Below are 22,977 nucleotides of genomic sequence, written 5' to 3'. Positions count from 1 at the left end.
AAGAAAAGAATTGTAGAGCCTGGGGCTCTTAAGGAGAACTCTAAAGTACTGAAAAAAAGTGAATTAAAAAAGCGAAGTGATTTTAATTAGGCACTTTCAAAGAAACTAAACATATTGCCACCATAACTTTTAGAGTGACTATAATTAGCTAAATTAGATAAATTGGTGTGTTTTGAGTGTTCTATAATAAGTACACCTTCTTCTAATAAAAGATTGTTTTTAAAAACTAAATCAGGAATTACAGAGAACTGTTCTTCAGAAAAACTATAAGGTGGATCGGCGAATATAACATCGGCTTGAATAGCTGTTTTTTCTAAAAATTTGAAGACGTCACTTTTTATGGTTTGTATGGGCATATCAAATTTATCGGCTGTTTCGTTAATAAACTTAATACAACCAAAATCTTGATCTACACACGTAATGTGTTCGGTACCTCTTGAAGCAAATTCATAACTTATATTACCTGTACCTGCAAATAAATCTAAAACAGAAATATCGTTAAAATAAAACGTATTGTTCAAAATATTGAATAATGACTCTTTCGCCATATCTGTTGTGGGGCGAACGGGTAGATTTTTAGGTGCTACTATTTTTCTACTTTTATATAAACCTGATATAATGCGCATTAAAAACTATGTATTAAGGTGAAATCACTTTGATGAGTTGCAGGTTGTGCATCAATACTGTATTTGTAATTATCTTCTCGGTTACCTAAAAACACAAATCTAATGTATTTATAGGCTATAATATAAAGTTGGTCTTTAGTATCTATTTCTCCAAGAAAAATTAATTGTAATGTTTCTGGGTTCAGCTTTAATTGCTCTGCAGTAAAAAGTAAGTAATAAATAAAATCTTCTTTAGTTTTATACTCAAAGGTGTTATAAAAAATTAGGCTGGTATTGTTTACAACAACGATTTCAAAATGATTTTTACTTACATTAATATATACTTTTGTTGTATCTGAATTCTTTTCTATTAATAAAATGTTTTCAATTAAAACGGTAGAGGCGTGTTTAAAAGTAAATGAGCCAAATCTATCATAAATAAAATTGTTAATATTTATGTATGGAACATAAACATTGATACTATCATTTATAAGAATATCGTCGTGAGTAATATAATCTGATTTTAAAATTTTAGAGTTAAACTTTAAATAATCAGCTAAACAATCTTCATTAAATAATGGCTTTGGTACTAATGTTGAAAGTTCGTTCTCATGTATGATACAAACTTTATTAAAATCGTCTTGCAACGCTTTCTCCGTATTAAATACATGCTTTAATTTCTCTAAAACTTCTAAAGGATTTAACTTTTTATTAAAGTCAAAATGTTTTAATGTAGAAATGGTATTAATATCTCTCTGTAGGATACAAAAAGAAAGTCCACTCAAACTTATTTGAATGGACAGGTCTATATTAGTTAGTTTGTTAATAGTATTACTCGTTGTTGCCATAAGTTTTTGGCCAGTTTCCTCCAGTATTAACTTCATCCATAGAGCCTACTGTAAGAGCATCTCCATTTACACCTTCTACTGAAACTACTTCATTTTCTTGACTTATTAAATCTTTATCTTGATCGAATAAAATAACAGCTTTTTTAACCTTAGCTTCAAAAACAGGAATTCTAGCATCACTTTGTTCTATAAAACCAGCTTTAAGTTCAAATTTAGCACCTTCTTCACCAACTGGTACATTCATCATAGTTTTATACCTCTCAGACGTTTTAAATAATGAATCTTTTACAGAAACAGTACCTAGAGTGTCAATGATAACTATTTCTTTAAACATATCTACTCCAAATTGTTTCGTTAAAACAGGATCAATTACACTTGAATCACGACGTTGGGTAATTGTATATTCAGCGGTGTCAATAAACTTTACTAAATTATCAAAATTACCAGCAAAAACTCCAGTAACTTGTTTGTGTGCTAATTCTGCATCTCTAATATCAATTAAACTTTTAATAACTATAGCATAACGCTTTTCTTTTGTTTGCTCAAATAAAACAGGATTATAAACAGACATAAATGTTTGATAGCCTAGAAAAAATATTAACACCCACAAGGCGATAGTTAATACAGATTTAAATTTTTGAGGAACAAATTTGTCAATCAACTTTACTAAGCCAATTGTAACTAATATTACAGCAACAGCAATAAGAATAAATGTTAACATAATGGGTTTTTATTAAAAATAAATTATTATAATGGTATTTAGCAAATCTACAATTTTTTTTTAATCGTAAAAACGAAAGCGCGTAAAAATCATTTATATATTTGAATAATTTTTAATCCGTTTAATTTAAATGACATCACCCGAATTTTATTCCCTTATAAAACAGGACTTTCCGTTTCAACCTACCATAAAACAAAATATTGTTTTACAACAGTTGTCAGAATTTATATTTAGTAAATCGCCTAATGCACTATATTTATTAAAAGGATATGCTGGAACAGGAAAAACAACTATAATAGGCTGTATAGTAAGTAATTTATGGAAAGCAAAAAAGAGTGCGGTGTTAATGGCTCCAACAGGTAGAGCTGCAAAGGTAATTTCAAATTACTCAAAAAAAGAAGCCTTTACTATTCATAAAAAAATATATTTTCCAAAAAAAGAACAAGGAGGAGGCGTTAAGTTTGTTTTACAACCTAATAAGCATAAAAACACCATTTTTATTGTAGATGAAGCATCTATGATTCCTGATACCCCAGGAGATTCTAAACTTTTTGAAAACGGTTCGCTTTTAGACGATTTAATGCAATATGTATATTCTGGTCATCACTGTAAATTGCTTTTAATAGGTGATACAGCACAACTTCCACCTGTAAAATTAGATTTAAGTCCTGCTTTAAACGAAAATACCTTGGCTTTAAATTATAACAAAGAAGTTACTAAAATGGAGTTAGATGAAGTCATGAGACAAGAACAAGATTCAGGTATTCTTGTTAATGCAACTGTTTTACGAGAAGCTTTGTCAAATTCGGTTCATGATGCTTTTAAGTTTGATTTAAACAACTTTAAAGATATTGTTAGGTTAGTTGATGGTTATGATATTATGGATGCTATAAATGATGCTTATAGTAGTTTAGGCAACGAAGAAACGGCTATCATTGTAAGGAGTAATAAAAGAGCTAATTTATACAATCAGCAAATACGTGGTCGGATTTTATTCAATGAGAATGAATTGTCATCTGGAGATTTTTTAATGGTTGTTAAGAATAATTATTTTTGGATAAAACCTACTACCGAAGCTGGTTTTATAGCAAACGGTGATATAATTGAAGTTTTAGAGATTTTTAAAATTGAAGAACTTTATGGCTTTCGTTTTGCAGAAGTAAAAGTAAGAATGGTGGATTACCCAAAAATGCGTCCATTTGAAACGGTGTTATTATTAGATACTATTGAAGCCGAAACACCTTCGTTGCCTTATGAAGATTCTAACAGGCTTTATCAAGAAGTGATGAAAGATTATGAAAGTGAAACCGCTAAGTATAAAAAATTTTTAAAAGTAAAAGCAAACAAACATTTCAATGCATTACAAGTTAAGTTCTCTTATGCTATTACCTGTCATAAATCTCAAGGCGGACAATGGAACACTGTTTTTGTAGAGCAACCTTACTTGCCTAATGGTATTGATAGAGATTATTTGCGTTGGCTTTATACAGCAGTAACTAGAGCTAAAGAAAAATTATATCTTATTGGCTTTAAAGATGATTTTTTTGAGGACTAGTTTTTGATTATATTTTAATTCTATAAAACAGAACTAATTATAACCTGCAGATTAAGATTTCTATATTTTTAGTTGTCTAACTATCATTTTTGTGATTATATAAAAAGTTTAAATACAAGAAATACTTAAATCATTAAATAGTGCTATTTTTGACAAAGATTTGAATACAGAATAAATGAAGATAATTTCTATGATACCTGCGCGGTATAGCGCTACTCGTTTTCCAGCTAAACTTATGCAGGACTTAGGTGGAAAAACAGTAATACTTCGTACTTATGAGGCTGCCGTTGCTACAAAATTGTTTGATGACGTTTTTGTTGTAACCGATAGTGCTATTATTTATGATGAAATTGTAAATAATGGGGGCAAAGCAATAATGAGTAAAAAGGAACATGAATGTGGTAGCGATAGAATTGCTGAAGCTGTCGAGTTCATGGATATTGATGTGGTTATAAATGTTCAAGGCGATGAACCATTTACAGATAAAGAATCGTTGTCTAAACTTATTGAAGTATTTAAAAATGACCCTAAAGAAGATGTAGATTTAGCATCATTAATGGTTCATATTACAGATAAAGATGAAATTAATAATCCCAATACTGTAAAGGTTATTGTAGACCAATCTAATTTTGCATTATATTTTTCACGAAGCCCGATACCATATGCAAGAGAAACAAATGTTGGTGCCAAATATTTTAAACACAAAGGCGTTTATGCATTTAGAAAACAAGCCATATTAGATTTTTATAATCTACCTATGCTTCCTTTAGAAGCTTCAGAAAAAATTGAATGTATTCGTTATTTAGAATATGGAAAACGAATAAAAATGGTAGAAACTAATGTAGAAGGCGTAGAAATTGACACTCCAGAAGATTTAGAACGTGCCAAAAAAATATGGAAATAGATTATAAAAACATAAAAGTTATTGGATTTGATGCTGATGATACACTTTGGGTAAACGAAACTTATTTTCGTGAAGCCGAATTAGCATTTGCTAGCTTATTATCTAAATATGAAACTCCCAATAAGATAGATCAAGAGTTATTTAAAAAAGAAATCGGTAACCTTCCATTATACGGTTATGGTGTTAAAGCATTTGTGTTGTCTATGGTTGAAATGGCTTTAGAATTATCAAACCATCAAGTATCCAATAAAACAATAGAAGCTATCTTAAATATAGGTAAAGACATGTTAAACAAACCTGTTGAGCTACTTGATGGAGTAGAAGAGGTTTTGAAAAGCTTATCAAAAAAATACCGATTAATTTTAGCTACAAAAGGCGATTTGTTAGATCAAGAACGAAAATTAGAAAAATCTGGGTTAACCGATTATTTTCATCATATTGAAGTTTTAAGCGATAAAAAAGAAGCAAATTATTCTAAATTACTAAACCATTTAGATATAAACCCTTCAGAATTTTTAATGATTGGAAATTCATTAAAATCCGATGTTTTGCCTTTAGTAAATATTAAGGCAAATGCCATACACGTTCCTTTTCATACCACATGGGCTCATGAGCAAGTTAGTGAACAAGAAACAAATGGTAAAGCCTATAAAACAATAAGTTCTTTATTTGAAGTTATAAAACTGTTGAATTAATGGTTGAAGAACATAGATTATAAATACTTGTTATTTTAGAATTTTTAGGAAATTTCGTTAATATTTAAACTAGTAAATTTAAAATAATACTACTTTTACTTTTTGAATAAGAAAATATATTAAATGAATTACAAAAACTTTCCAATGGTACCAAGAGTTATTTTTGGTAGAGATAGTTTCAGTCAATTAAATGATATAATAGCCCCAAAGCGATTAAACATTAAAGCACCTTTCATCTATTTAATAGATGATGTATTTAAGAATAATACGTGGTTAATATCTAGAATACATTTATCGTATGATGATAAAATAATCTATATTTCAGCAAATGAAGAGCCCAAAACATCTCAAGTTGATGCATTGGTTGAGGATATTATTTTAAAAACCAAAGAGCGGCCTTCTGGTATTATTGGAATTGGTGGCGGTACACTTCTAGATTTAGCTAAGGCTGTATCCATAATGCTAACAAATCAAGGTGAAACGAAAGATTATCAAGGATGGGATTTGGTTAAAAATCCAGCTATTTACCATGTTGGTGTTCCAACTATATCAGGAACAGGAGCAGAGGTTTCAAGAACAACAGTGCTTACAGGTCCTGAAAAAAAACTAGGTATAAATTCTGATTATACGCCTTTTGACCAAGTCATTTTAGACCCAGAACTTACTAAAAGCACACCAAAAAATCAATGGTTTTATACAGGAATGGATTGTTATATTCATTGTATAGAATCTTTAAATGGAACGTATCTCAATGCTTTTAGTCAGAGTTATGGCGAAAAAGCTTTCGATTTATGCAAAGAAGTGTTTTTAGAAAATAACTCATCAGAAAAAGATTTGCAAGATAAACTCATGATGGCAAGTTGGCATGGAGGCATGAGTATTGCTTATTCTCAAGTTGGTGTTGCTCATGCTATGAGTTATGGGTTATCCTATTTATTAGGCACAAAGCATGGTATTGGTAATTGTATTGTTTTTAATCATTTAGAAGAATTTTATCCTGAAGGTGTTAAACTATTTAAGGAAATGGTATCTAAACATAATATTGAAATACCTCAAGGCATTTGTACTAATTTAAGTGATAATGAATTTGATGTTTTAATTAAGATATCTTTAAGTTTAGAGCCTTTATGGGAAAATGCATTAGGAAAAAATTGGAAAACAATTGCTACACCTAAAAAGTTGAAAGAACTCTATAAAAAAATGTAATATGCAATGGCTAGCCAAATTTATTTATTTTAAAGTATTAGGTTGGCAAGTTATAGGTAATACTACTATTTCTAAAAATTCAATTAAAAAGGCAGTTATAATTGCTGTTCCACATACCAGTTGGCACGATTTTTATATTGGTATTTTATTACGATCTGTAGTAAATATTAAAATAAATTTTATTGGCAAAAAAGAATTGTTTGTTTTTCCAATTGGGTGGTTTTTTAAGGTATTAGGAGGCACTCCAATAGATAGATTTACAAAAGCAAACAAAGTTGATGTTATAGCTAAATTATTTAAAGAAAAGGATGAATTTAGAATGGCATTAGCTCCAGAAGGCACAAGAAAGAAAGTAAAAGAATGGCGTACGGGCTTTTACTATATAGCCAAGAAAGCTCATGTACCTATCATTATGATTAGCTTCGATTTTGAAAATAAGCAAAATAAAATTTCTGAACCATTTTATCCAACAAATAGTATGGAAAATGATCTTAAATTCATGCACCTTTTTTTTGAAGACGTTAAAGGTAAGATTCCAAAATATTCGTAGTTATATCTAAAAACTTTAATTAATTTTGGCACAAATATTGATTTAAGTGTATTGTATTATTCGATGAAACATAAAGTAAACAATTATTTGTTCCTAAAAAGAAACATTGAGTTTATACTTAAAGATAAAAAGCTACCATAATGGTAGCTTTTTTACTTACTACGCGACGCAATCTCTAATATTTATTTATCTTTAAACATTATGATAAAAGACACAAAAATAGCAGTACTTATTGATGGAGATAATATCCCTTCAAAGTACATTTCAGAAATGATGGAAGAAATCGCTAAATATGGCACACCAACTATAAAAAGAATTTATGGAGATTGGACCAAACCGCATCTTTCAAAATGGAAAAATATACTACTAGAGAATGCTATAACGCCAATTCAGCAATATGGATATACAACAGGAAAGAATGCTACAGATTCAGCTATGATAATTGATGCTATGGATATTTTATATTCAGAAAAAGTAAATGGTTTTTGTTTAGTATCTTCAGATAGTGATTTCACGAAGTTAGCTACTCGATTAAGAGAAGCAGGCATGCAAGTATATGGAATGGGAGAGAAAAAAACGCCTAATCCTTTTATTGTGGCTTGCGATAAGTTTATTTATTTAGAGATTCTTAAAAATGATAACGAAAAGGAAACAAAAGAAGGGGGCGCTAAAAAAGAAAATTTATATAATATAACCCCTAAAGTTATTAGACTTCTTAAAAACTCAGTTGATGATGCTGCCGATGATGATGGTTGGGCTTTTTTAGGAGATGTGGGTTCTTTAATATTAAAAAAGCAGCCAAATTTTGATTCAAGAAATTTTGGTTTTGTAAAATTAACCCCTTTATTTAAATCGTTAGATCAATTTGAAATGGAACAAAGAGATCAATCAAATGGACGATTTAAATTAATTTATGTAAGGAATAAATAGTTAAACCTGTTTCTAAATAATTCCTAATACTTTATCCATAACCCAATTGGCATGAAGTGCTGATTCTCCTAGAGATGGATGCGTATAATCTTTATGTATCAGCATATCTCTCATACCTTCAACATGGTGTATTTGAATATGCTTTGGGTGCTCAATAAATAGTTCTTCGTTTTTAGACCTACTTTCTAGTATAATAGGATTTTCATGGAAAATTGAAAACTTGATTTGCCCTTCACTTCCATAAATAACCACATCATCCAAATGAACGTCACAGTCAAAGTTCCAAAAAGCGGAACCTGTAGTGTTTGTGTCATGTAGCCAACATGCTGTTATGGCATCTTTTGCCGTATAATTTTTTTGTTGATTTAAACTAATCCCCTTTGCCGTATTTATGTTACCAAGCAGGTATGCGAATAAGTCAAAGCCATGACTTGCTAAATCGTCAAAATAGCCTCCAGGAGCAATTTCGATATCTGTTCGCCAATTGTATTCTCCTAATTTATCAATGTCACTAGCAGGTTTACTAAAGTTCCAATTTATATGTCTAACCTCTCCAATATAATTATTTTCTAACCAGTCTTTAATTTTGGTAAATCTTGGTAATGAACGACGGTAGTAAGCAACAAAAAGGGGGATTTCCTTTTCTTTAAATGCATTATAAACCTCCAAACTATCAGTATAATTTGGTGTCATAGGTTTTTCAATACAACAAATTTTTCCAGCTTCTGCTACTTTAAGCGCATACAATTTATGAGTATCTGGTGGTGTTGCTATATAAACAGCATCAATAGTTTTATCATTAATTAGGGCATCGGCGTCTGTGTAAATAGTTTCAATATTATGACGCTTTGCATAGTCTTTTAGTTTTTCTATATCACGTCGCATGACAGCTGTAATATTAAAGCCTTCTGTTAATTTATAAGCAGGACCACTTTTTACTTCAGTAACATCTCCACATCCAATAATTCCCCAATTGATAGTTTTCATAAATAAATTATATTAAAAATTAAAAAGAGCTTAATAGCTCTTTTTATAAATGATGCATTTTTCTATTTACTCTGCCGTTTCTTCCATAGTGTGATATACTGACTGTACATCATCGTCTTCTTCAAGTTTTTCCAATAGCTTCTCAACATCAGCAACTTCGTCTGCCGTTAATTGTTTTGTAACTTGAGGAATACGTTCAAACCCAGAAGATAAAATTTCAATTTCACGACTTTCTAACTCAGCTTGAATGGCTCCAAAACTTTCAAAAGGCGCATAAATTAATATACCATCATCATCTGCAAAAACTTCTTCGGCACCAAAATCGATAAATTCTAATTCTAACTCTTCGGGGTCTAAGCCCTCAGCATTTATTCTAAAATTACAAGTATGATCGAACATAAACACGACAGAGCCAGAGGTTCCTAAACTACCATCACATTTGTTAAAATAGCTACGTACATTGGCCACAGTTCGTGTATTATTATCGGTTGCAGTCTCCACTAAAACAGCAATACCATGAGGTGCGTAACCTTCAAAAACGACTTCTTTATAATCACCTTGACTTTTATCACTTGCTTTTTTAATGGCGCGTTCTACATTGTCTTTAGGCATATTTACAGCCTTAGCATTTTGTATAACAGCTCTTAAACGTGAATTACTTGCTGGATCTGGACCACCTTCTTTTACGGCCATTACAATATCTTTACCAATGCGAGTAAAGGCTTTGCTCATAGCAGACCAACGCTTCATTTTACGTGCTTTTCTAAATTCAAAAGCTCTTCCCATAATTTATCTTGTCATTCCTGAAAAGGCAGGAATCTTATTAAATTAAACTAATTTTTGATTATTTCTACAAAGTTAAAAACCTAGTCCTTAATTGCAAATTATTCCTCATCAGGTTCTACAATATTTTCAATTGCTTCAGCTAATTTAAAATCTTTATTTGTAACTCCTTTAGCATCATGAGTTGATAATGAGATAGTAAGTACATTATAAACATTAGACCAATCTGGATGGTGATTTAAAGCTTCACATTCAAATGCAATACGGCTCATAGCGCTAAAACAGTCTTTAAAATTTTCAAATTCAAATTCAGCATGAATGGCATTGTCATAATAATCCCAATCTGGAAATTGTAAAAGTTTTTTCTCTATATCTTCTTCAGATAATTTACTCATAATTAAGGATGTTTTTTTTGGTTCAAAAATTTTCACCAATTTAATCATTTGAAATCTTATATTTCCAGTTCTGTTAATATTTCTTGACTTAATAACTGCAAGTTTTTTGGAAGTAAATTATATTTTGGTATTACAGCTAAATATCTGTCGTCATTAGTCGTAAACACTTGTTTATATATAGCATTTTTTAATTCTAAAGATTTGATTATCTCTTTAATAAAATCGTCATGATGCACCAAATCGGTAGAACCTAAATGAAAAATACCTGTTCTATTTCTATTAATAATATAGTGAATTTGTTGAGTTAGCTTACTATCGTTAGTAGCGTTCATTATTAAATTTGGAAATACTTCTACTGGTATTTTTTCTTTTATATTCTGATTAATTTCTAAAACCCTTGGTGATTGTGCACCAAACACCATGGGCAATCTTAAAATAGCAACTTGTTTTTTGGGTAGGCGTAAAAGCATATTCTCAATTTTTATTTTGAAATGCCCATAAATGCTATTACTATATGTTTTATCTAGTTCATAACTCGGGTATTTGCTATACGCATCAAATACATTGGCTGATGATAAAAATAAAATTTTAATTTTAGTAGAAAACACATATTCAGCGAGGTGCTTATGTGCAATAAATTGTGCTGCAAAATCGCCTCGAAGTGATGAAATGATAATGGTTGGTTTTACAATATCTAGAATTTCATAAATATCATCTTCTTCAATGTTATACTGAAAAAAATGCTTGTTTTTTTCTAGTGATTTATTTGAAATATTATACGTACCAAAAGTCCTGAAATAGGAGCAGAGTTCTTTGTAGATAGCACCACCTAAAAATCCGCTGGCACCTAATATTAATATTCTATGTTTGCTCTCTTTTTTCTTTCTCATTAATCCATTTACATTAAAAAAAGAATTATTTATTCTTTATAAAAAGGCAATTTTATAACCGTTGCAGGAATAGCGTTTTTACGTATTTGAATATTAATTTTGGTATTCACATCAGCAAAAATTGTTGGAACATACCCTAAGCCAATACCTTTACCTAAACTAGGAGACATGGTGCCTGAGGTGACTTCTCCAATTTTATTTCCGTTGCCATCAACTATATCATATCCATGGCGTGGAATACCACGACCGTCAATTTCGAAAGCAATAAGTTTACGTTCTACACCGTGATCTTTTTGATTTTTTAAGGCTTCTGAATTTGTAAAATCTTTTGTAAATTTTGTAATCCATCCTAAACCAGCTTCAATAGGAGAAGTGGTATCGTCGATATCATTACCATAAAGACAATACCCCATTTCTAATCGTAAAGTATCACGAGCAGCTAAACCAATAGGCTTAATACCAAAATCTGCTCCAGCTTTAAATACTTTATCCCAAATTTGCTTCACTTCACTGTTTTTACAATAAATTTCAAATCCGCCACTTCCTGTGTAGCCAGTTGCCGAAATGATTACATTTTCAATGCCTGCAAACTCACCAATTATAAAATTATAAAATTTAATAGCAGCTAAATCATGACTTGTTAAACTTTGCATGGCTTCAATAGCTTTAGGCCCTTGAATAGCAAGCAATGAATAGTCTTCACTTAAATCGCGCATGGTAGCACCGACATCATTTTTAGATTGAATCCAATTCCAATCTTTTTCAATATTACTAGCATTTACAACTAATAAATAGGTGTTTTCTTTTATCTTGTAAATAATTAAATCATCAACTATACCACCGTTATTATTTGGCATACAGCTATATTGTGCTTTTCCAATGGTTAATTTTGTAGCATCGTTACTTGATACCTTTTGAATTAAATCTAAGGCATGTTCGCCTTCTATTAAAAATTCTCCCATGTGTGAAACATCAAACACACCAACAGCTTTACGCACTGTTTCATGCTCAATATTTACACCTTCATATTGAACAGGCATATTATAACCTGCAAAGGGTACCATTTTAGCTCCAAGAGCTTGATGTGTTTTTGTTAAAGCCGTATTTTTCATTTAAAACGTATTCAAAATTTGAAAAGCAAATGTATTGAAAAAATATAGATGACCGTTTTTACGAAAAGTTAAAAGAATAAAAAAAGGGCGTTATTAGTTGTGTGTTTTTGTGCGTATATCTTGATTCAAAAAATTTATATAAAAATTTATATTTAGAATGTGTAATACTTTTTATTTTATAGTGTTTAAATAAACTTCTAACATGGTATAGCCATCAGGAGATAATTTATTTCTATCATTTGCCTTTTTAGGATTTAGTTTATTTTTCTTTTCCCATAAATCGGGCATACCATCGTTATCTGAATCAATAGGAGCAGGGGTACTTTTTAATTCTGGCCAGCCTCCAATATCTTCTTGACTTTTTATAATTTGACCTGTTCGCTTTTTTACATGATTTACAATGCGTTTATCAACTGCATCTCGGTTTGGTAAAATGGCACCACCTTCTTTTAAAACCCGTTGATATGCTATTTTTGCATCTTCTATTTTCACAGTTGCAGTTTCAAAAGGTTTTGTTTGTTTATAATCTTGAATGTTTTTTTCTGTCCAACTACTCTTAAATTTAACAAGATTCCATGGGTTTTCTGGAAGTTGGTTATTGTAATAATTTCCAGAAAAATATGATTTATTATACGGAGAACCTGTAGAATATGCAATACCTGTTTGTCTAGAATCCTTACCTTCAATAAGATAGTTATTTACATAATTTAGGCGCGTAACGCTTATAGAATCGGCATTATATCCTGCATGACCACCACCCCAATTATATAATACATTGTTTGTAAAATCAAGAAGTAAACCCTCAGGGTCTTTAGTGTATGGGTTAGAATTGTAATTTCCTGGACGTGGATTTCTCCCTTGATTATGAGCATACAAATTATGTAAATAACTGTATTTTGCACCTCCTGTACCACGAATTAAAGATCCGAAACCATGACCATCAACATTTAAAGCTTCTGTAATAAAACACCATTGGACCGTAACTTTAGTTAAAGTTGGTCTATAGGATGAAGTAGATAACACTTCATCTAAACTCCAACTAGCAGAACAGTGATCTACTATAATATTTTCACCTAAAGATAAATCGATACCATCTTTACCTTGTTTGCTGCCTTCACCATGTTTCCCATCACCTAAGCGCACACGTATGTAACGGATGATGATATCATGCGTTAAAATTTTCAGTGTTTCACCTTTTAAACAAATACCATCACCAGGAGCCGTTTGACCAGCAATAGTTAAGTAAGGGTTTTTAATATCTAATCGACTTTTGAGTTCAATGGTTCCAGAAATTGAAAACACTATTGTACGAGGGCCTTCATGCTCTATAGCCCAACGTAAACTTCCTTTTCCTTCGTCATCAAGATTATTGACATAAAGCACCTGACCTCCACGACCTCCTTTAGAGTAGGCGCCAAAACCTTCTGCTGTAGGAAATGCGAGTTGTTGAGACCTAGCAGCCGTTAAAAATAGTGCACATGCTAGTATGGTAAAAATGTATTTTTTCATAAGAACCTAATTTAGTTTTTAATTTATACTATTCAGATATATTTCTAACATGGTGTATCCATCTTTGCCTAAATTATTTCTGTCATCTGCATTTTTTGGATTCAATTCATTTTTATTTTCCCATTTGTCTGGCATACCATCATGGTCTGTATCTATTGGAGCTGGGGCACTTTTTAATTTTGGCCATCCTCCAACATCGTTAGGTGTATCAATAATACCGCTCTTTTTAGATATGTCTTTCATTTTCTTGGTTTTTCTATAAGTAGGACCTTCAAAAGTGGCCATACCACTTTTAGCATCACTAATTATTCGAGTATCAACCGAATCACGTTTTGGAAGCGTTGCTCCCGCATTTTCGAGTACTAAATTATAAGCTTCTTTTGCGGTATGTTGCTTGATAGCCATGGCAGGCCATGGTTGATTTGCTTTTACTCTTTCCAAATCTGAATCACCGTCTTGAGGTTGCACACCATCATTCCAGTTATTGGTAGAAACATTTGGATTTCCTTCCATAAAATTATCTGCTACAAACCATTTTCCGTAATCAGTTACCACATCACGACGAGACGGATTTACTATTCGATAGGATACATTTCCTGGTTGCGTTGCAGGTCCAGGTTTATAATAATTAGCAACCATATTAATATTAGAAAAATTAAATTTATCATTACCTTTTTGTTGGTTTTCTCCGCCATAAGCACTTTGATAGCCCCAATTGTAAATAACATTATTTCTATAGTCGGTATTGCCGGAACCTGAGGCAAAACGCACATTTCTACTGGAATGATTTGCTATTAAATTGTGGTGGTAGCTACTATAATTAGATCCCCAAATACCGCCAAATCCGTGAATTCCTTTTATGTGATTAGAGTTATACAAACTTTCTGAAATGATGCACCATTGTACTGTTACATTTTCACAATGATAAATGGACATGGTTTCATCTACACTCCAACTCGCTGAAACATGGTCTAGAATCAAGTTTTTAGTATATCTACTTGAAATGGCATCGGCATCCGAACCTGATTCATTTCCAAAACGTACTCTTATATATCGAATAATAACATTGTTAGTCCCAATTATCAATGGCCATTTTCTTAAGCAAATACCGTCGCCTGGAGCTGTTTGACCTGCAATAGTGATATATGGATTTTTAATTGTTAACGGTTTTTCAAGCACGATAGTTCCTGATACTCTAAAGACAACAGTTCTAGGTCCTGATGCTTCAACTGCAGCTCTTAAACTTCCTTCACCAGAATCATTTAAATTAGTCACTTCAAAGACCTTACCGCCGCGTCCTCCAACGGTATATTTTCCATAACCTTCAGCAGTAGGAAATGCTAGCTGTTGAGACCAAGATTTACCAAAAAACAATAAAGCTATCAGTATGTATAAAATAAGTTTATTCATATAATAAAATTATAAGTGTTAGTTTGAAATTAAATAGTCTAGAACATCTGAATAGCATATTGTTTGTAACAGCCATTCTTGATGCTTATCTAATGCTACTTGAGGCTTATTGGTATACCAACTATATCCATTTCTGCGATTGTAACCTATTTCAGCTAATGTTTTTTTCTTTATACCATCACGGTCACAGAAATAAGGCATTTCAGTATCTAAATCGTAAAAACGAGCCCATAAGGTTGGTGCATTTTTATCCTTAACAACAATTCTGTTACGCTTTCCATCTTCTTGAATTTCTCTTTCTATTTTTAATCCTTCAATTTTGTGATTTTTAAACCAATTTACAGCACCGTTTACAGATGCAATAATTTCCTTTGACGGCTTTTTTTCTTCCATTAATAATAATACAATGTCTACTGATTCTGCTCCACTAAACGATGCTAGTTCATAGCTTCTAGCATTAGCAGGTGCCAGTGTTTTTGCATCATGTTGTGCACACCATACTGTGCGTTTTCCATCAACAATTATTTGAGTATTGAGAATACATTCAATCCCTTTTTTAAATGCTTTTTTAGCCTTTTCTTTTATGACTTTGTCTATTTTTAAAGCATCGAACACTTGGCTGTTATTAAATATACTTTTTAAAAACTTCATGGTGTTAACCATCGCATTATCATTATATGTAATATGCATTGAATAGGGCTCTGTGTTATCTAAAAGAATTTCATCTTCGGCATCTTTAATAGGGAAATATTGCGGCCATCCGCCATTTTCATATTGTGCAATAAAAATATAATTTACTCCTTTTTCAAAAGCTTGTTTATATCGCTCATCGGGTATTTGTAAATATACTTTTGCTAAAAAAAATAGCTCGGTAATAGTTGATCCATTATCAAATGTTCCTCCTTTTTTAGATTTGTTTTTAATATATTCTTCCCTTTCTAATTCTGAAAAACTATGATGATATGGTTTGTTTTTCTCCCATCCTCCAATGTCTTTTTGAGTAAGTAATACATGTTCTGCAACCAATTTTGCTTCATTGGACCCATACCAATCTGATGGCATATTTTTTGCCACATAATTCCATTTTTTATTGAGGTAGTTGGGGACTTTGTTTTGAGTAAAGCCAATAGTTATTGTTAGGGTTAATATCGTAACAGATATGATTTTTTTTATTTGCATTTTATAATGGATTATTTTACTTCCAGTATTTTTCCGTTAGCATTAAAGGTTACATAAACCTGGTCTTTTGATTTTTTAATTCTAAGGATATAAATTGTTTCCCCCTTTTCATCAATGAGATCAGTATCTCGAATTTCATAATCTTTATAGGAAGTAGTTAAAGTTTTAATAATAGAATCTGGAATCTCTGAATTTTTAATATTCACAACTAGTTTAACAATATTCCCTTTATCATCAAATCTAAAATTATGGTCGTTGTCATTAATTTCACCTCGAACAATGTATATTATTTCACCCCTTTCTTCAACATATTTAGAATAATCAATATCTATGTTTCCATATTTACTTTTAATACTATTCATGATAGATAAAGGAACCTCACTATCTTTTAATTCTTTTCTATACTTTAATAATTTTCCTTTTTCGTTTACCCAGAAGTAATGGTGTTTTCCATCAATCTTAAATTTGATTTCGTATGTAATTCTATTATCTTTTTCGTATTTATCTGCGTCTTCTATATCAAAATAGGTAATTCTTGGTTGAATCGTATTTAAAACTACCGGAGGTATCTCACTAGCATATAAATCCTGTAAGTGCTGAAAAACATATCCTTTGTAGTCCATTTTTAAAATATGAGGCTTGCTATTGACTTTATATTTAATCTGGTAATTTTGATCTTCTTTTTCCCAATGAACATCATTTGCATTTGGATATATTAATTGAAAAGCATTTAATACTACTGCTGGTACTTTGCTTTGATCTATATTTTGTGAGAAAGTGCTTTTTGTGAAAAGAACAAATACAATTATTACTATTATTTGTTTCATGTGTTTATATTTATTGTTTTTAAAGGGCCACTTTTAGTATTCATTTAATCATTACCCTAGTTATCAATATTTAGTTGTTAACGTTTCATTTTCTTCCTATAACATACTATAACTACATACAAATGAATAACATAAATTTGGAAACAAATGGGAAAGCATATAGAAGTATATGTTAAAAGTAAAACTAACCCAATAAATTTATTTGGTTATACTTTGATATAATAACAGAGCAATGGCATTTGCACCTTCAGCATTTGGATGAACACCATCATTAAAATAGTTACAAGATTCAAGCAATGGTGTATTAGCATCAATAATAGGCAATCCTTTTTCTTTTGCTATTTGCTTAATTATTGGAATTTCTAAATTTAAAATGTCGTTTCTTATTCCAAAATTACCTCTACATGCAGGAACTGGGATAACTAGAAATATTTTAGCATTTCTATTTGTTGATTGTAATGTATCAATTAATGCCACGTAATCTGATTTGAAATCACTACTATACTTATCCCAATTTTGAGATTTAGTATCATTAGTCCCAAGCAAAATGGTTATAATATCCGCATTATCATTTAGCGCTCGTAAAAAGGCTTCTTGTTTACAATAAGGTTTATTGCCTTTATTTAAAATCGTTGCGCCACTTTTTCCATTATTTTTCACAATATAATTTGCACCAAGTAATTTTTGAAGTATTGGAACATACGAAGGGTTGCCATTCCAACCTTCAGTAATACTATTACCAACACAGCTAACTTTAATTTGGGCAAAAAGAGTGTTTGTTGTAATTAAAAAAAGTAGAATAAGTTTTATTATTTTCATTTGTTAGTTATACTGTTTACTTTAAAAATATGTTTGTTATTATTGTATGAATAAGTAACCGATAAATCGGACGCATCAGCAATAGCTTTAACAATAGCTAATCCTAAGCCTGTTGAACTTTTACTATTTGAGTTTTTGTTAAATCGTTGAAATAATCTATTTACATCTATTGATGGATTATCACTTGTATTTTCAATAGTGAAATACGATGAACTTAATCTAATTACAACTTTTCCTTCCTTTTCTTTATTATGAATAATGGCATTTTTTATGAGGTTCACAATAAGTAATTCAGCAAGGTCTTTATTCATTTTAAATTCCCAATGGCCTTCTTGTAGGTAAGTTATTTTAATTTTTTGAAATTCTGAATAATCTAAAAAATCTTGTTTTATTCTGCTTAATAATTCATTAAAACTTAATAATTCTTTAGAAATGAATTGTTTATTTTCTATCTTAGAAAGTAATAATAAGGATTTGTTCAACCCTGATAATCGTTGAAATGATTCAATAATATTGCCTATTTTCTTCAATTGTTCAGGTGATAAATCTGGGTTTTCAGCAAATAATTCAAGTTTATTAATACCAATAGCTATGGGTGTTTGTAATTCATGTGATGCGTTTTCAATAAATTGTTTTTGGCTATTAAAAATATCCACATTTGTATTTAATAGTTTTTGAACCGATTCATTTAGTAAAGCAAATTCCTTGATATTTGTTTTTGATAATTTTTGAGAAGCGCTTTTGTCTAACCTAAAATCATTTAAATAGTTTAATAATTGATAGAAGGGTTTCCATGTATTTTTTAATACAAACTTATTCATTAACACGGTACTTAAAAATAAAAGCAAAAACAACCCTAAAAGCGACGTAATAATTTTTTTTATTAATTTTCCTTTATTCAATTCATGAGATAGTACTTTCATCTCATAATATTTTCCTTCCGAAGAAACGAAAGCTGTGGTAAGTAAACGCGCTTCATAATTATTATTCTTAAGACTAGAAAAAATTAATGTGTCTTTATATGAATCTCTTACTTGAAGTGCATAATCTTCGTTTACCTTTTTTATAATATAGCTTTTGTCTAAAAAATCAAGTTGTTCTGAAATCGTTTTATCATCTTTTAAATTATCTATAATTGCAATTTTATGATTTGAAAGCCCTTCATCAATAGTTGTTTTAATTTGACTTAATAGCTGCGAATAAAATAGAAAAGCCCATAAACCAACTGTTGTAAATAAAATTACTGATAGAATTAATAACGTATGGTTTATTAGTTTCATCTGTTTATATCTATTGTTTTTTATCGGTCATCTGTAACATTTATTTAATTATTTCGCTGTTTATTAAATATTTAGATGTCAATATTTCATTTATAAACTAATTTATATCCCATTCCGTAGACTGAATTTATATCAATTTCAGCACTATGGATGCGGAGTTTTTTGCGCAGGTTTTTTATTTGAGAATAAATAAAATCAAAATCGTTTGATTGGTCTATATAATCGCCCCATATATTTTCGGCAATAGCCGACTTGCTTACAATTCTAGATTTATTCATTCCGAAGAAAACAAGAATGTCAAATTCTTTTCTATTTAATTCTACCGATTGATTATCTATTAAAACTAGGCGTTCTTCAATATTAATTTTGACATTTTCTAATTCGATAAAAGTCTGTCCATCAGATTTTTTCCTTCGAATAACAGATTTTATTCTGGCATTGAGTTCTGTTAGGTGAAATGGTTTAGTAAGATAATCGTCAGCTCCAAGGTTTAAGCCTTTAACTTTATCTTCAATAGAATCTTTAGCAGAAATAATAATAACACTATCTGCTTTTTTTAAGTTTTTTAATTGTTGTAATAAATCAAGTCCACTTCCGTCTGGAAGTGTAATATCCAATAAAATGCAATCGTAATCGTAGGATACAATTTTATCTAAACCGGAATTAAAATTATCAGCAACTTCTACAACGTAATTTTCGTCTTCAAGGAATTGTTTTATCAAACCTTTCATTTCAGGTTCGTCTTCTATTACTAGTATTTTCATTTTTAAAGATATAGTGCTTCAATTTTTTTTAGGCCACTCACTTTTTAACAAATAATGGAACGTACTATTGCGAGAATTAATTCTGGCCTTTTTAACTTCAATGCTATCATTTTGTAATAAGCGAATCATTTCAGCTCCTGCATAAAGTGTAGGTCCGTAACCATGTGTTGCATAAATACTTTTTCCTCTATGGTAGTAATAGCTATTATCGTGAGCAAAGGTAGTGCCTTCACAAGTACCATCTACAGCACCGTTTTGAAGTACTCGTGTTTGGATAGCATTCCAACCTATTAGTGCTACGGGTCCGTAAACATGACTTATCCAGCCTTCATTAATACCTTTTGCTATGGCGAAAGTAAACATCGCTGTACATGATGTTTCTGTATAAGTATCATTTTTATCTAAAAGATTATGCCAAAATCCATCACCTCCTTGGAGGTTAGCCAATGAACGTACCATAGAACGGTATAAATGTAAAATTTCAGATCGTCCTTGATAGTTTTCTGGTAATGCACTAAGTAATTCGGCCATAGACATTAAAACCCATCCATTAGCGCGACCCCAGTAAAATCTTGGATCGTAATCACCAGACGTTACATTCCAACCATGATCGAATAATTCCTTTTCAGGAATGTATAAGCGTTTTGCCATTTGAAGCACTTGTTTTACAGCATCATCAAAATACTTATTATCGCCAGTAAGCACGCCCATATTAGTTAAAAAAGGCACACTCATATACATATCATCTGCCCAAACAGATTTATATTGGGGTCTATTTCTAGCTAAAGTGCCATCTTCTAAACGAAACTGATTATTTGAAATATGATCTGCTGTTTGATTAATTAACTCTAAATAATCATCGTTTTTGGTTTTTAAATATGTTTTAATCATTGCTGCAGTAATTGAACCACAATCATCTAGTGCATGGAAATTTAAAATTCGTCCCCAATTACCAATTTTTACTTTTTCAATTTTATCTTTATTCTTTTTAAAATAAGGTAGATATTTAAGAACATAGTCATAAAATTTCACATTATCAGAAAAGAAAGTTTTATCTCCAGTTACATCTTCTATATAACTAAATGCAGACAAAACAACGCCGTGTGTGTAAGACCACTCACTTGAAAAGCCCCTTGAAGGAACAGCATTTGGATTGAATTTTGAAAAATCGGTGATTTCTTCTCCAGTTTTCTCATCAATTATGGTTTGTGGACTTGTTGATTCGTAATAAGTCTTCATTCTGTTTAAAACGGCTTTAATACCTTCTGCCGATGGATATTCATAAGGAATTTCGTATTGTGGAATTCTACCAGTTTCGTTTTCTTGTGCATTAAGGACAATACCAGATGGTATTATAACAAGGATTAGTAATAAGTATATTATTTTTTTCATCTTTAAATTTAATCTTATTTTTTATAATATTATTATTGAATTCGAAGTATTAGTATAGCATCTTCCTATTTTGATTATGCTCCATAGTTGTGGATTTTTTTTTAATCATTTCTGAATTGTAACAATAATTCTCTGATAACGTGTTAAACGAGGTGATCCATGATCTGTAACCGCTAAAATTATGTGCATAGTTCCTGTACCATCGCCACCCAATCGTTTTGTTGGTACAGTAAACCAAGCGTCTTGCTGATCGTTATTTTGAATCTCAACGGGTTGACCACTACGCGCACTAGAAACAGAAAAAGTTCCAGCCTCTTTGTAATAAAACCATTTATAAGATAGAGCATCTCCATCAGGATCATTCGACCCTTTTGCACTTAAATTAACTCGGTCTCCTATTTTTGCTGTCAAATTCAAATCGTGATCTATTTTTACAGTAGGAGGATGGTTGGCTTTATCGTATGCTTTGATTGTCCAATCCATTCGAGAAGCAAAATCATTTTGATAAGCCGCTCTCCAACGCCAAATAGTTTCATGATTTCCAAGATGCCAACGATTATCTTCTCCTAACACTTCATCTTCTGCATCAGAGTAAATAGGTCTGCTTTCAGGATAAAGGTGCCACTTTTTGAAACGAGGCGTATATAGTTCATAACGACCTCCCCAACCTCCCCATTCAGGATGCTCAGGATTATTTAATCCGTTATTAATTAATGATAAAAATGATGGTGTATCGCCTTCCATTAGGTAATCCCAACGCGGATATTCGGCTCCTAAAGATCCTTTTTTTCTAATATTTATGTCTAACCACTCATTTGTTACTATGGTAAAGTCTGCACCATCACAACGTGCATGGAAAAAATCGCCACTTATGCCACTCCAAGTAGCATGATGATAACCACCTCCTGCATTAAACCCAGGACTGACTATGTAAAATAAATTTGGGAATTCTTTACGTATCCATGGACCGCTATCATCTTGATCGGAAATAGTATAAACCCGAATTTTTGAAACAAATTTCTGAATATCTTTAGCCGATCGAGTTTGTTTCACTTTCCAAAGTGCTTGTGCTAAAACATTTGGTCCTCCCCAAACAGTTACCCATAATGGTCTTGAGTCGTTTTTATCAATAGATTGTATTAATAATTCAGATGCATTAGAATCTTTTCCTTTACCTACTGCTTTTAAACCATATTCTGGAAGTCCTTCTGTTATTATAGATTTTAAGTAATTTCCTGTAGGGAACCCTGATTCATGTTTTTCTAAATTATCACGGACTTTACTATACGCTTCAACTATTTCTTTGATTCGATATGTGGCAACTTCATGTTGTTGATGAACAGATGTAGTAGCAGCTAATCCTTCAATATCATAATTATTGGCATAGACTAAAAACCGAACCATAGACATGGCATCATCAGGTTCATTTTCAATGTCAGTTAAAACAAAAACCCTAGGTTTTTCCTGAGCTGAAACAATACATATTCCAAAGATAAATAAAAATAATAGACCTATTTTATTAGTTTTAGTCATCATGATTTATAAGTTTAGTTTATTTAAGTTTAGTTGGTTTTAATTCAAATAAATAATATGAATTTGGAAACAAATGGGAAAGC

At 30.9% G+C, this 22,977-nt stretch carries 23 protein-coding genes; 6 read left to right on the top strand and 17 right to left on the bottom strand.

Annotated features, from left to right (window positions below):
• Positions 1 to 86: 86 nt before the first annotated feature.
• From RHP49_15965 to RHP49_15955, 3 genes are read right to left on the bottom strand one after another with little or no spacing between them, the layout of a single operon-like run.
• Positions 87 to 626: an RsmD family RNA methyltransferase gene (locus RHP49_15965; GenBank protein ID WNH12374.1), complete on the bottom strand. Its 540-nt coding sequence runs from the start codon at positions 624 to 626 to the stop codon at positions 87 to 89.
• Positions 626 to 1,453, bottom strand: coding sequence for a DUF3822 family protein (locus RHP49_15960; protein WNH12373.1), 828 nt, complete (start codon positions 1,451 to 1,453; stop codon positions 626 to 628). The genes RHP49_15965 and RHP49_15960 overlap by 1 nt, the downstream gene beginning before the upstream one ends.
• The gene (locus tag RHP49_15955) at positions 1,437 to 2,174 is read right to left on the bottom strand and encodes a hypothetical protein (protein ID WNH12372.1); all 738 of its coding nucleotides are present in this window, start codon (positions 2,172 to 2,174) and stop codon (positions 1,437 to 1,439) included. The genes RHP49_15960 and RHP49_15955 overlap by 17 nt, the downstream gene beginning before the upstream one ends.
• Positions 2,175 to 2,304: 130 nt before the next feature.
• Between RHP49_15955 and RHP49_15950 the strand changes: the two genes are divergently transcribed.
• From RHP49_15950 to RHP49_15925, 6 genes are all read left to right on the top strand, one after another.
• Positions 2,305 to 3,729, top strand: coding sequence for an AAA family ATPase (locus tag RHP49_15950; protein ID WNH12371.1), 1,425 nt, complete (start codon positions 2,305 to 2,307; stop codon positions 3,727 to 3,729).
• A 175-nt stretch (positions 3,730 to 3,904) separates the two neighbouring features.
• A complete protein-coding gene (kdsB, locus tag RHP49_15945) occupies positions 3,905 to 4,633 on the top strand; it encodes a 3-deoxy-manno-octulosonate cytidylyltransferase (protein WNH12370.1) in 729 nt (242 codons plus the stop codon).
• Positions 4,624 to 5,328: an HAD family hydrolase gene (locus RHP49_15940; GenBank protein WNH12369.1), complete on the top strand. Its 705-nt coding sequence runs from the start codon at positions 4,624 to 4,626 to the stop codon at positions 5,326 to 5,328. Before kdsB ends, RHP49_15940 begins: the two co-directional genes overlap by 10 nt.
• 123 nt (positions 5,329 to 5,451) lie before the next feature.
• A complete protein-coding gene (locus RHP49_15935) occupies positions 5,452 to 6,534 on the top strand; it encodes an iron-containing alcohol dehydrogenase family protein (protein ID WNH12368.1) in 1,083 nt (360 codons plus the stop codon).
• Position 6,535: 1 nt separating this feature from the next.
• Positions 6,536 to 7,084 carry a 1-acyl-sn-glycerol-3-phosphate acyltransferase gene (locus tag RHP49_15930; protein WNH12367.1) on the top strand — a complete coding sequence of 183 codons (549 nt, stop codon included), beginning with the start codon at positions 6,536 to 6,538 and terminating at the stop codon, positions 7,082 to 7,084.
• 201 nt (positions 7,085 to 7,285) lie between these two features.
• A complete protein-coding gene (locus RHP49_15925; GenBank protein ID WNH12366.1) occupies positions 7,286 to 8,014 on the top strand; it encodes an NYN domain-containing protein in 729 nt (242 codons plus the stop codon).
• Between the two features lie 12 nt (positions 8,015 to 8,026).
• On the opposite strand, the gene RHP49_15920 is transcribed toward RHP49_15925, so the two are convergent.
• From RHP49_15920 to RHP49_15855, 14 genes are all read right to left on the bottom strand, one after another.
• Positions 8,027 to 9,001, bottom strand: a complete 975-nt coding sequence (locus tag RHP49_15920; protein ID WNH12365.1) for a Gfo/Idh/MocA family oxidoreductase — start codon at positions 8,999 to 9,001, stop codon at positions 8,027 to 8,029.
• A gap of 66 nt (positions 9,002 to 9,067) precedes the next feature.
• On the bottom strand, positions 9,068 to 9,787 hold the full coding sequence (locus tag RHP49_15915) for a YebC/PmpR family DNA-binding transcriptional regulator (GenBank protein WNH12364.1): 720 nt from the start codon (positions 9,785 to 9,787) through the stop codon (positions 9,068 to 9,070).
• A 98-nt stretch (positions 9,788 to 9,885) separates the two neighbouring features.
• The gene (locus RHP49_15910) at positions 9,886 to 10,179 is read right to left on the bottom strand and encodes a 4a-hydroxytetrahydrobiopterin dehydratase (GenBank protein ID WNH12363.1); all 294 of its coding nucleotides are present in this window, start codon (positions 10,177 to 10,179) and stop codon (positions 9,886 to 9,888) included.
• Between the two features lie 56 nt (positions 10,180 to 10,235).
• Complete coding sequence (locus tag RHP49_15905; GenBank protein ID WNH12362.1) at positions 10,236 to 11,069, bottom strand: sugar nucleotide-binding protein; 834 nt, start codon at positions 11,067 to 11,069, stop codon at positions 10,236 to 10,238.
• Between the two features lie 29 nt (positions 11,070 to 11,098).
• Positions 11,099 to 12,181 (bottom strand): glycine cleavage system aminomethyltransferase GcvT, encoded by a 1,083-nt coding sequence (gcvT, locus tag RHP49_15900; protein ID WNH12361.1) that lies wholly within the window; start codon positions 12,179 to 12,181, stop codon positions 11,099 to 11,101.
• 171 nt (positions 12,182 to 12,352) lie between these two features.
• On the bottom strand, positions 12,353 to 13,690 hold the full coding sequence (locus RHP49_15895) for a pectate lyase (protein WNH12360.1): 1,338 nt from the start codon (positions 13,688 to 13,690) through the stop codon (positions 12,353 to 12,355).
• An 18-nt stretch (positions 13,691 to 13,708) separates the two neighbouring features.
• On the bottom strand, positions 13,709 to 15,100 hold the full coding sequence (locus tag RHP49_15890; GenBank protein ID WNH12359.1) for a pectate lyase: 1,392 nt from the start codon (positions 15,098 to 15,100) through the stop codon (positions 13,709 to 13,711).
• Between the two features lie 18 nt (positions 15,101 to 15,118).
• On the bottom strand, positions 15,119 to 16,279 hold the full coding sequence (gene pelA / locus RHP49_15885) for a pectate lyase (protein ID WNH12358.1): 1,161 nt from the start codon (positions 16,277 to 16,279) through the stop codon (positions 15,119 to 15,121).
• An 11-nt stretch (positions 16,280 to 16,290) separates the two neighbouring features.
• Positions 16,291 to 17,106, bottom strand: a complete 816-nt coding sequence (locus tag RHP49_15880) for a hypothetical protein (GenBank protein WNH12357.1) — start codon at positions 17,104 to 17,106, stop codon at positions 16,291 to 16,293.
• 198 nt (positions 17,107 to 17,304) lie between these two features.
• Positions 17,305 to 17,925 carry a GDSL-type esterase/lipase family protein gene (locus RHP49_15875; protein WNH12356.1) on the bottom strand — a complete coding sequence of 207 codons (621 nt, stop codon included), beginning with the start codon at positions 17,923 to 17,925 and terminating at the stop codon, positions 17,305 to 17,307.
• A complete protein-coding gene (locus tag RHP49_15870; protein WNH12355.1) occupies positions 17,922 to 19,205 on the bottom strand; it encodes a HAMP domain-containing sensor histidine kinase in 1,284 nt (427 codons plus the stop codon). The genes RHP49_15875 and RHP49_15870 overlap by 4 nt, the downstream gene beginning before the upstream one ends.
• Positions 19,206 to 19,291: 86 nt before the next feature.
• Entirely contained in the window at positions 19,292 to 19,969 is a 678-nt protein-coding gene (locus RHP49_15865; protein ID WNH12354.1) for a response regulator transcription factor, read from the bottom strand.
• Positions 19,970 to 19,987: 18 nt separating this feature from the next.
• Positions 19,988 to 21,361: a glycoside hydrolase family 88 protein gene (locus RHP49_15860; protein ID WNH12353.1), complete on the bottom strand. Its 1,374-nt coding sequence runs from the start codon at positions 21,359 to 21,361 to the stop codon at positions 19,988 to 19,990.
• 105 nt (positions 21,362 to 21,466) lie between these two features.
• Positions 21,467 to 22,897 carry a DUF1593 domain-containing protein gene (locus tag RHP49_15855; GenBank protein ID WNH12352.1) on the bottom strand — a complete coding sequence of 477 codons (1,431 nt, stop codon included), beginning with the start codon at positions 22,895 to 22,897 and terminating at the stop codon, positions 21,467 to 21,469.
• Between the last annotated feature and the right edge of the window lie 80 nt (positions 22,898 to 22,977).

This window comes from Flavobacteriaceae bacterium HL-DH10, from assembly GCA_031826515.1.
In the GTDB taxonomy this organism is placed as follows: Bacteria; Bacteroidota; Bacteroidia; order Flavobacteriales; family Flavobacteriaceae; genus Thalassobellus; species Thalassobellus suaedae.
The sequence above is the reverse complement of the archived record's forward strand: the minus strand, read 5'-3'. Positions and strand labels throughout refer to the sequence as shown.

Coding starts and splice junctions, on each gene's coding strand:
- RHP49_15965 (WNH12374.1), bottom strand. CDS start 626: ATGCGCATTATATCAGGTTTATATAAAAGTAGAAAAATAGTAGCACCT.
- RHP49_15960 (WNH12373.1), bottom strand. CDS start 1,453: ATGGCAACAACGAGTAATACTATTAACAAACTAACTAATATAGACCTG.
- RHP49_15955 (WNH12372.1), bottom strand. CDS start 2,174: ATGTTAACATTTATTCTTATTGCTGTTGCTGTAATATTAGTTACAATT.
- RHP49_15950 (WNH12371.1), top strand. CDS start 2,305: ATGACATCACCCGAATTTTATTCCCTTATAAAACAGGACTTTCCGTTT.
- kdsB (WNH12370.1), top strand. CDS start 3,905: ATGAAGATAATTTCTATGATACCTGCGCGGTATAGCGCTACTCGTTTT.
- RHP49_15940 (WNH12369.1), top strand. CDS start 4,624: ATGGAAATAGATTATAAAAACATAAAAGTTATTGGATTTGATGCTGAT.
- RHP49_15935 (WNH12368.1), top strand. CDS start 5,452: ATGAATTACAAAAACTTTCCAATGGTACCAAGAGTTATTTTTGGTAGA.
- RHP49_15930 (WNH12367.1), top strand. CDS start 6,536: ATGCAATGGCTAGCCAAATTTATTTATTTTAAAGTATTAGGTTGGCAA.
- RHP49_15925 (WNH12366.1), top strand. CDS start 7,286: ATGATAAAAGACACAAAAATAGCAGTACTTATTGATGGAGATAATATC.
- RHP49_15920 (WNH12365.1), bottom strand. CDS start 9,001: ATGAAAACTATCAATTGGGGAATTATTGGATGTGGAGATGTTACTGAA.
- RHP49_15915 (WNH12364.1), bottom strand. CDS start 9,787: ATGGGAAGAGCTTTTGAATTTAGAAAAGCACGTAAAATGAAGCGTTGG.
- RHP49_15910 (WNH12363.1), bottom strand. CDS start 10,179: ATGAGTAAATTATCTGAAGAAGATATAGAGAAAAAACTTTTACAATTT.
- RHP49_15905 (WNH12362.1), bottom strand. CDS start 11,069: ATGAGAAAGAAAAAAGAGAGCAAACATAGAATATTAATATTAGGTGCC.
- gcvT (WNH12361.1), bottom strand. CDS start 12,181: ATGAAAAATACGGCTTTAACAAAAACACATCAAGCTCTTGGAGCTAAA.
- RHP49_15895 (WNH12360.1), bottom strand. CDS start 13,690: ATGAAAAAATACATTTTTACCATACTAGCATGTGCACTATTTTTAACG.
- RHP49_15890 (WNH12359.1), bottom strand. CDS start 15,100: ATGAATAAACTTATTTTATACATACTGATAGCTTTATTGTTTTTTGGT.
- pelA (WNH12358.1), bottom strand. CDS start 16,279: ATGCAAATAAAAAAAATCATATCTGTTACGATATTAACCCTAACAATA.
- RHP49_15880 (WNH12357.1), bottom strand. CDS start 17,106: ATGAAACAAATAATAGTAATAATTGTATTTGTTCTTTTCACAAAAAGC.
- RHP49_15875 (WNH12356.1), bottom strand. CDS start 17,925: ATGAAAATAATAAAACTTATTCTACTTTTTTTAATTACAACAAACACT.
- RHP49_15870 (WNH12355.1), bottom strand. CDS start 19,205: ATGAAACTAATAAACCATACGTTATTAATTCTATCAGTAATTTTATTT.
- RHP49_15865 (WNH12354.1), bottom strand. CDS start 19,969: ATGAAAATACTAGTAATAGAAGACGAACCTGAAATGAAAGGTTTGATA.
- RHP49_15860 (WNH12353.1), bottom strand. CDS start 21,361: ATGAAAAAAATAATATACTTATTACTAATCCTTGTTATAATACCATCT.
- RHP49_15855 (WNH12352.1), bottom strand. CDS start 22,897: ATGATGACTAAAACTAATAAAATAGGTCTATTATTTTTATTTATCTTT.